We start from the raw sequence: 7,695 nt of genomic DNA, 5'->3' as shown, positions 1-7,695 counted from the left end.
GGTTGATCTGTGCCTGACATTGCTAGTCCCATAAAGGCATATTTTGCCGTCCAAGGATTTAGTTGGCTGTTTAGAACTGTACCTTTTGGAAATTGAGCAATTAGAGTAGGGATTTTTGGTGCAATTGGATCTTCGTTGCCAAAAAAGTCAAACGTAAAATCCATCGTACGTCCATAAAAAATATCATTTGTTTTGGAAATAATCTTGATGCCTGTACACATAATAGTTTCCCCCAATTAATGTAAGTTTGTGAAGCCTGTTTACTAGTTAAGCATATCATACTCTAGGAAACAGCGGTGGCTAAATTCCTAAAATATTAGACAATTTTGTCTAAATGAGGTGAAAAAAATTTTTTAGCTATTTCCTTCACAAAACACCTTATTATCTTTCCGAAAATATGATATCTTTAGAATGGAAATTTCATGAAAAGAGGATGCGAATGTTTAAAAAGTACACACAAATGATAAGGGATGAATTTAAAGGGTATAATCAAAAAAAATTGAAAAAAGATTTCTTGGCAGGTTTGACTGTCGCAGCCGTCGCGTTGCCATTAGCGTTAGCGTTTGGGGTCTCTAGCGGCGCCACTGCGGCAGCTGGCATGATCACGGCGATTATCGCTGGAATTGTGATTGGGAGCCTTTCAGGTGGGTTTTATCAAATTTCAGGACCAACAGGTGCGATGGCAGCTATTTTAATGTCAATTGCGGCAGTGCATGGCATGCAAGGGATTTTGTTGGCCACCTTTTTGGCGGGAATTTTCTTGCTTTTAGCAGGGATTTTGCGTTTAGGGAGCTTGACTTCTTTTATTCCGTCACCGGTCATTACCGGGTTTACTTCAGGAATTGCTATTATTATTGCGTTGGGGCAGCTTGATAATTTCTTTGGGGTTCGTTCAGAAGGCCACAATTTAATTGAGAAAATCAGCAGTTATCGTTCATTGGGCTTTGATTTAAGTATACCAACGACGGTTATGTCGATTTTAGTGGTGCTTGGATTAGTGTTCTTTCCGAAAAAGTGGAATGCGATGATACCAGCTTCATTGGTGATGATTATTTTAGCTACGTTAGCAACAGTGGTTTTTCAACTGCCAGTGGCCACTGTAGGGAAAATTCCGACAAGTATTTTTAGTGATACACGTTTGGAAATTGGTTCGCTTCAATTAAGTGCGTTTCAGGATATTTTGGTGCCTTCAATTAGCATTGCTATGTTAGGTATGATTGAAAGTTTGCTTTGTGGCGCTTCGGCTGGTCGCATGACAGGGAAACCATTAGACAGTAATCAGGAACTAGTGGCACAAGGAATTGGCAACTTAATTTTGCCATTTTTCGGTGGCGTACCTGCAACGGCAGCGATTGCCCGCACGAGCGTAGTGATTAAATCTGGTGCGCAAACACGTTTAGCGGGTATTTTTCATGCGGTTTTTTTATTGTTATCGATGTTGCTTTTATCGCCAGTCATGTCTAAAATTCCCATGCCTGCGTTAGCTGGTGTTTTAGTGGTGACAGCGTGGCGAATGAATGAATGGTCGGTGATTAAAGAATTCTTCCAGAAACGTTTCCACACAGCTTTATGTTTATTCTTCTTAACGATGGTAGCGACCGTTATTTTTGACTTGAGTTTAGCGATTGTTTTAGGGGTCTTAGCGGGTTGCCTGTTTTTCATTGCGAAAAGTGCCGTGATTACGATTAATGTCGAGGAAGTTGATTGGTCAAGAATGGGGCTAGTACCGACCGATTGTACGGAAAATTGGGTGGTAGTTTATTTGAGTGGCCCGTTATTTTTCATGTCTTCTGAACGATTGAAACAAACGTTACTGCAATTGGAAACAAAAAGTGGTGTAGTATTTTCAATGCGAGGAGTTCCTAGCATTGATAGTACGGCGTTAGATATTTTAGAAGAATTTTGTCTCGCAGCAGAAGGTCGTGGACAACAAGTTCAATTTGCCGCTCTGCAACCAGAAGTTGAAAAAATGATTCGAACCATTCAAGGAAATCAAGAGAAAGAATACCATTTCTCAGTCGCAGAATTTTTACAAACGGTGCATGTTGCAGAACAATAATTCATTTTCAAATGAAATGTTCTATCTTCTATCGCGGGCTTAATGGGTGAAGAAATAAGAAAAATAAGTGGGGACTAAAACGAGTTTCTAGAGGAGTTCCTAAAAAATAATAAAGAGAAAACTTCTCAGTATGAAGTTTTCTCTTTATTATTTTTTTGGTTATTTATTGAATTACTTCTAGCATAACGTCTTTTTGATCATCCGTAACATTGCCAGCGTAGTTAGGAGTGATTAAAGATATCGAACCATTTTTATTGTTGAATAAGTATAAAGTACCCGATCTATTTTGTTCATCGTTTGAAGAAATATTAGTTCCTAAAATTAACTCTGTATTTACTTTAACGGTGCGAATACTGTTATCGGCCGCTGAAAATATTCTAATCTCTTTTGTAGGAATTGTATTTATAGATAGCTCATATTTATTAATGGCTTCTTTCACTTGATCATTTTCAGCCCCAAACAATTTAGTTCGGAAGGTAGCAGTTGGTGTTGAATTTAAGTTCTCTAACGTAATTGAAGTTGGCACATTCATTCCTTTAAAATTAAATACGAGTGGATTGTTTAAACTACTAAGATCGACAGCATAAGGTGTTGCTTCTAAAGAATTTGTTTCTTCGACATTTGTAGATACTTCATTTTTCGACTTTGACGAAGTTTGAGTGGTGCTGGCACTTTCTGAAGTTTCTTTTAGTTTATTATTAGAGCTTGTTTCTATGCTAGAACTGTAATGATTAGTACTGCTTTTTATTGATGTTGTATGATTGGTAGGATTTTCTTGTTTTTTAGGTTCATTCGCTTTTTGAGAACTACAACCTGTTAAAAAAATAACTAAAATAACACAAACTAATTTTTTCATACTATTCCTCCTATAGACGCTATAACTAATTTTATCTTACTTGTTAATATAACAAAAGAAATAATTATTTTATTTTCACGAATGCTCAAATTGTTTAAATCTGTGGTTTTTATACTTATTTTTGTTGCATTTGCAACAAAAATAAGTTAAAGTAATGACAATCATAAAATATTAGCGAAAGGAAGTGTCCTAGTGACAGATATTTTAAGAGAAATTGGCATGATTGCGCGGGCCTTAGATTCAATCAGTAATATTGAATTTAAGGAATTATCTTTAACACGAGGACAATATCTTTATTTGGTCAGGGTCTGTGAAAATCCTGGAATTATCCAAGAAAAGATCGCCGAACTGATTAAAGTTGATCGAACCACAGCGGCGCGGGCGATTAAGCGTTTGGAAGAACAAGGCTTTATTTATCGTCAAGAAGATGAAAGCAACAAAAAAATTAAGCGGATTTATGCCACAGAAAAAGGGAAAAACGTTTATCCAATCATTGTGCGCGAAAATCAACACTCGAATCAAGTTGCTTTGCAAGGCTTGTCAGAAGTGGAAATTTCACAATTGGCAGAGTACTTAGTCCGGATGCGTAAAAATGTCAGCGAAGATTGGGAATTTGTCAAAAAAGGGAACACTCGAAATTATTAAGGAAAGGACGACTGATTGATGGGAGAAATAAAACAATTAACAATAGAAGATGCACCAGCGTTACAAGAAATCAGCATTGAAACTTATACAGATACTTTCGGACCATATAATACCCCAGAAAATATGCAAGCCTATTTAGTAGAAGCCTACAATTTAGAAAAATTACAAAAGGAATTGGCTAATCCCCACTCTGACTTTTATTTTATCTTTGTCGATAATCAATTAGCTGGCTACATGAAATTAAATCGTGAGACGGCACAAACGGAACCGATGGGGCCAGAAAAGCTCGAGGTTGAGCGATTGTATATTTTGCCTGCGTTTAAAGGAAAGAAGCTGGGGACACAATTGTTAGAACTGGCGGAAGAGAAAGCTCGTGAATTTGGTAAAAAAGCACTGTGGCTAGGTGTCTGGGAACACAATGATGCGGCGCGGGCATTTTATAAAACGATTGGCTACCGTTATTATAGTCAACATTCGTTTTTTATGGGAGACGATGAACAGACGGATTTTATTTTGTTAAAGGAATTGTAGCAAGAAAATTTAGAAACAAAGATTTCTGATAAAATCAGAAATCTTTGTTTATTTTTTTGACTAAAATTAAGCATTTTTTTATTTTCAAAATGTTATTTTTAAAAACGTAAAAATTGAAAAAGAAGATTTTGAATCTGTGAAAAGTTGTCGATCTTGTGAGAAAACTCTTTTGTCAGTGTCTTTTTTCAGGATGGGTCTCTTCCTGAAAATCCACTTCAGTTTATCTGTTTTGTGTGTGTTTGATTAAAAAATGTTGTGTTGCATTTCATTTAACTGTATAATTTATTTATGTCATTTTTAATAATAAGCGTATTTTAGCATTTGAAAAGAGAATTTGTACATAATATGTGAATAAAAAGATTTGTTTCTTACTTTCTAGAGTGAGAGGACGATATAAAAAAGGTTGCTATTTTTTCGTTCAAAGTGAACAAAGAATCGTTTGTTATTTAGTTGGGGTAACTAATGATTGTTGTTATAAAAAGCGCTTACAATTTGTGTGATGAGAGTAGTACGCATGTTTGTGCAAAAGTGACAAAAAGAGAAGGCAGGGTGTTTTAATAGAAAAAAATTTTTAATAAAAAGGAGAGTTTGTCGTGGAGAAAAATGTGTCTCAAGTAACAGCTCAAGAAGAAACAGCGATGAAAGCACGTGGCTACAATGAGGATTTGTTGCCAAGTAGCCCGAAACAACGGACAATGAGCGCGCGCAATTTTTTTACATTATGGATGGGTTCGATTCATAATATCCCGAATTATGCAGCAGTGGGCGGCTTTATTTTCTTAGGTTTATCGCCGCTGCAAGTTATGCTGGCAGTTGTGTTAAGCTCATTCATTGTAGCAACTTTCATGAATTTGAATGGCGTGGCTGGCTCTAAATATGGCATTCCTTTTGCGATGCACTTACAGTCTACTTACGGCAGTCTCGGGGCAAAACTGCCAGGGTTCTTAAGAGGTTGTGTGGCCGCGATTGCTTGGTTTGGTCTGCAAACATTTACAGGATCGCTGGCTTTATTAATTATTCTCGGGAAATTTTGGCCGAACTTTTTAGAAATTGGTGGATCATTCCAGTTTTTTGGTCTCAGGCTACCTGAATTAATGGCGTTTACTCTTTTCTGGCTCTTAAATGTGGCAATAGGTTTCGGTGGTAGCAAAATTTTGAACCGTTTTACCGCCATTTTAAGTCCGTTGATTTATGTCGTTATTATTGGATTAACGATTTGGGCCATTCGAGCTGGGGGCGGTTTAACACCAATTTTGTCCTATCAAGTTTCTGGTGCGATTCGTTCAGTCAATCCACTGGTGGCGTATCTGATTATTTTTAACTCGGTTGTGGCCGTTTGGTCAGCGCCTGGTGCGAGTGTGGCGGATTTTACTAAGAATGCGCGCTCGACACGTGCTCAGGTTGTGGGGCAAACAGAAGGTTTAGTTGTTGGTTATGGGATTTTCGCTTTTTCCAGTGTGGTTATTCTGTTAGGCGGTTCGCTGTATTTTGGGATTCAAGAATGGAATATTTTAAACATTATTGATCGTTTAGATAATGTGGCAGTGGTGGTCTTAGCCATGTCGGTTTTCTTATTAACGACTATTTCAACGAATGCAACGGGGAACATCATTCCGGCAGGTTATCAATTGGCGGCGCTGTTTCCTAAAAAAATGACGTATAAAAAAGGCGTCATGATTGCCAGTGTTATCAGCTTTCTTATTATGCCTTGGAAACTGATGGAAAACGCCGATAGTATTTTTATTTTTCTGAACGCAATTGGGGCTGTTTTAGGACCAGTCGCTGGTGTGATGATTGCGAATTATTATTTTGTTCAAAAGCAACAAATTGACTTAAATGCTTTATACGTAGATAAACACAAAAAAGAGGAAGCCAATCCTTTTTACGGATTAAACAAGCCGGCATATGTCGCTACTATTCTAGCGTTGGCTCTTTCCTTAAGTGGTCAATTTATTCCACAGGTTAAAATCATTGCTGATATTTCGTGGTTTGTGGGCTTTGCCACAGGTTTTGTGCTGTACTTAGTGTTAAAAAAATGGACTTGGGATTCAAAAAAAGTGAAAGAAACGGCTTATCAGGAGGGAAAATAAATGCAAGCAGAGTTAGTGATTAAAAACGGGTTAGTTATTTTAGAAACTGGAGAAGTCATTACGGATGTCGCCGTTCAAGGAGGAAAAATCGTAGCGATTGGGCAAGACTTGTCAGGAGAACGTGTGATTGATGCGACGGGTTTAGTCGTTAGTCCTGGGATGGTGGATGCTCATGTTCATATTACCGATCCTGGTGGTGGTTACCGCGATGAATGGGAAGGGTATGTCACAGGAACGGCCGCTTGTGCCAAAGGGGGCGTGACGACCTTTATGGAAATGCCTTTAAATCAGATTCCAGCAACCGTGGATAAGACCTCTCTTGAGATCAAATACAAGGCAGGAGAAAATAAACTAAAAGTAGATGTAGGGTCATTTGGCGGCGTGGTCCCGACCAACTTGGCTGGCGGGATTCAGGAACTTGATGAAGGAGGCGTTTCCGGCTATAAATGCTTTTTAGGAACGTGCGGCGATCGTTCAATTGAAGGAGATTTTCAAAATGTCGACGATTATTCACTATATGAAGGAATGAAACAAGTCGCCAAGACTGGCAAAGTGCTAGCAATCCATGCAGAAAATGCGCCAATTACGGATAAATTAGGCGCGTTAGCTTATCAAAATGGCGAAACGACTTTAGCAGCATATGTAGCTACACGTCCTGTGTTTACCGAAGTTGAAGCGATTCAAAAAGCCATTTTATTTGCCAAAGAAACAGGTTGTCGGATTCATATTTGCCATGTGGCTTGTCAAGAAGGCGTGGAAGAAGTTTTAAAAGCCCAAGCAGAAGGGGTAGATGTGACTTGTGAAACATGTACGCATTATTTATATTTTACCACGGATGAACTTGATGCCATTGGTCCAGTTGTCAAATGTTCGCCGCCGATTCGTGACGCGGACCAACAAGCCGCATTATGGAACCACGTGCAAACAGGCGGCATCGCGTTTGTAACCTCTGACCATTCTCCTTGTACGCCAGACTTAAAAGATACAACCAATGCTTTTGAAGCTTGGGGCGGCATTTCTGGTGTTCAAAATAACGTCGATGTGTTATTCGATGAAGCCGTCCAAAAACGTGGTTTATCCTTGAAACAATTCGCGGATATGATTGCAGCAAACCCAGCTGACCGTTATCACTTAGCACAAAAGGGCCGCATCAGTATTGGTAAGGATGCCGATTTTGTACTAATTAAACCTAATGCGCCGTATATCTTAAAAGCAGAAGATTTAGAATATCGAAATAAAATTAGTCCTTACATTGGTCGTGAAATTGGGGCCCAAGTGATTCAAACAATTTTAAGAGGCGAAACAATTTACGCACAAGAAACTGGGGTAACCGAGGCGTTTAACGGCGTATTTATCAAAAATTAAACACCTATTTTAGAAATGAAAAGGGACAGAAGTGTGATTGAATTAGCGCCTCTGTCCATGAGTTAGAGGATGTTTATTGGTTGTTTTGCACAAAAAAAGGCTTAATTTTGTTTGATAAGTACAATGAAGATAACTAGGGAAACGTTTAC

6 protein-coding genes and 1 pseudogene are annotated in these 7,695 nt (G+C 38.3%); 5 read left to right on the top strand and 2 right to left on the bottom strand.

Annotated elements, in window-relative coordinates; translation table 11 throughout:
- Window positions 1–221: pseudogene (locus tag KQI94_RS10585) on the bottom strand (choloylglycine hydrolase); the annotation flags it as partial.
- 176 nt (window positions 222–397) lie between these two features.
- Here KQI94_RS10585 and KQI94_RS10580 point away from each other — a divergent pair.
- Entirely contained in the window at window positions 398–2,059 is a 1,662-nt protein-coding gene (locus KQI94_RS10580) for a SulP family inorganic anion transporter (RefSeq protein WP_002390984.1), read from the top strand.
- 163 nt (window positions 2,060–2,222) lie between these two features.
- Here the strand turns inward: KQI94_RS10580 and KQI94_RS10575 are convergent, their stop codons facing one another.
- Window positions 2,223–2,915 carry a hypothetical protein gene (locus tag KQI94_RS10575; protein WP_002368367.1) on the bottom strand — a complete coding sequence of 231 codons (693 nt, stop codon included), beginning with the start codon at window positions 2,913–2,915 and terminating at the stop codon, window positions 2,223–2,225.
- Window positions 2,916–3,107: 192 nt separating this feature from the next.
- On the opposite strand from KQI94_RS10575, the gene sylA reads away from it, so the two are divergent.
- The 4 genes from sylA to allB all read left to right on the top strand — a co-directional run bounded on the left by sylA (window position 3,108) and on the right by allB (window position 7,546).
- The gene (sylA, locus tag KQI94_RS10570; protein ID WP_002368365.1) at window positions 3,108–3,560 is read left to right on the top strand and encodes a transcriptional regulator SylA; all 453 of its coding nucleotides are present in this window, start codon (window positions 3,108–3,110) and stop codon (window positions 3,558–3,560) included.
- Between the two features lie 18 nt (window positions 3,561–3,578).
- On the top strand, window positions 3,579–4,091 hold the full coding sequence (locus KQI94_RS10565) for a GNAT family N-acetyltransferase (RefSeq protein ID WP_002384774.1): 513 nt from the start codon (window positions 3,579–3,581) through the stop codon (window positions 4,089–4,091).
- A gap of 593 nt (window positions 4,092–4,684) precedes the next feature.
- Entirely contained in the window at window positions 4,685–6,181 is a 1,497-nt protein-coding gene (locus tag KQI94_RS10560; RefSeq protein WP_216454400.1) for a putative allantoin permease, read from the top strand.
- Window positions 6,182–7,546 carry an allantoinase AllB gene (gene allB / locus KQI94_RS10555; RefSeq protein WP_002367359.1) on the top strand — a complete coding sequence of 455 codons (1,365 nt, stop codon included), beginning with the start codon at window positions 6,182–6,184 and terminating at the stop codon, window positions 7,544–7,546.
- Window positions 7,547–7,695: the final 149 nt, after the last annotated feature.

It is taken from the genome of Enterococcus sp. S183_ASV_20, from assembly GCF_018919685.1.
Taxonomy (GTDB): domain Bacteria; phylum Bacillota; class Bacilli; order Lactobacillales; family Enterococcaceae; genus Enterococcus; species Enterococcus faecalis.
This window is presented reverse-complemented; position numbering and strand designations above follow the sequence as displayed.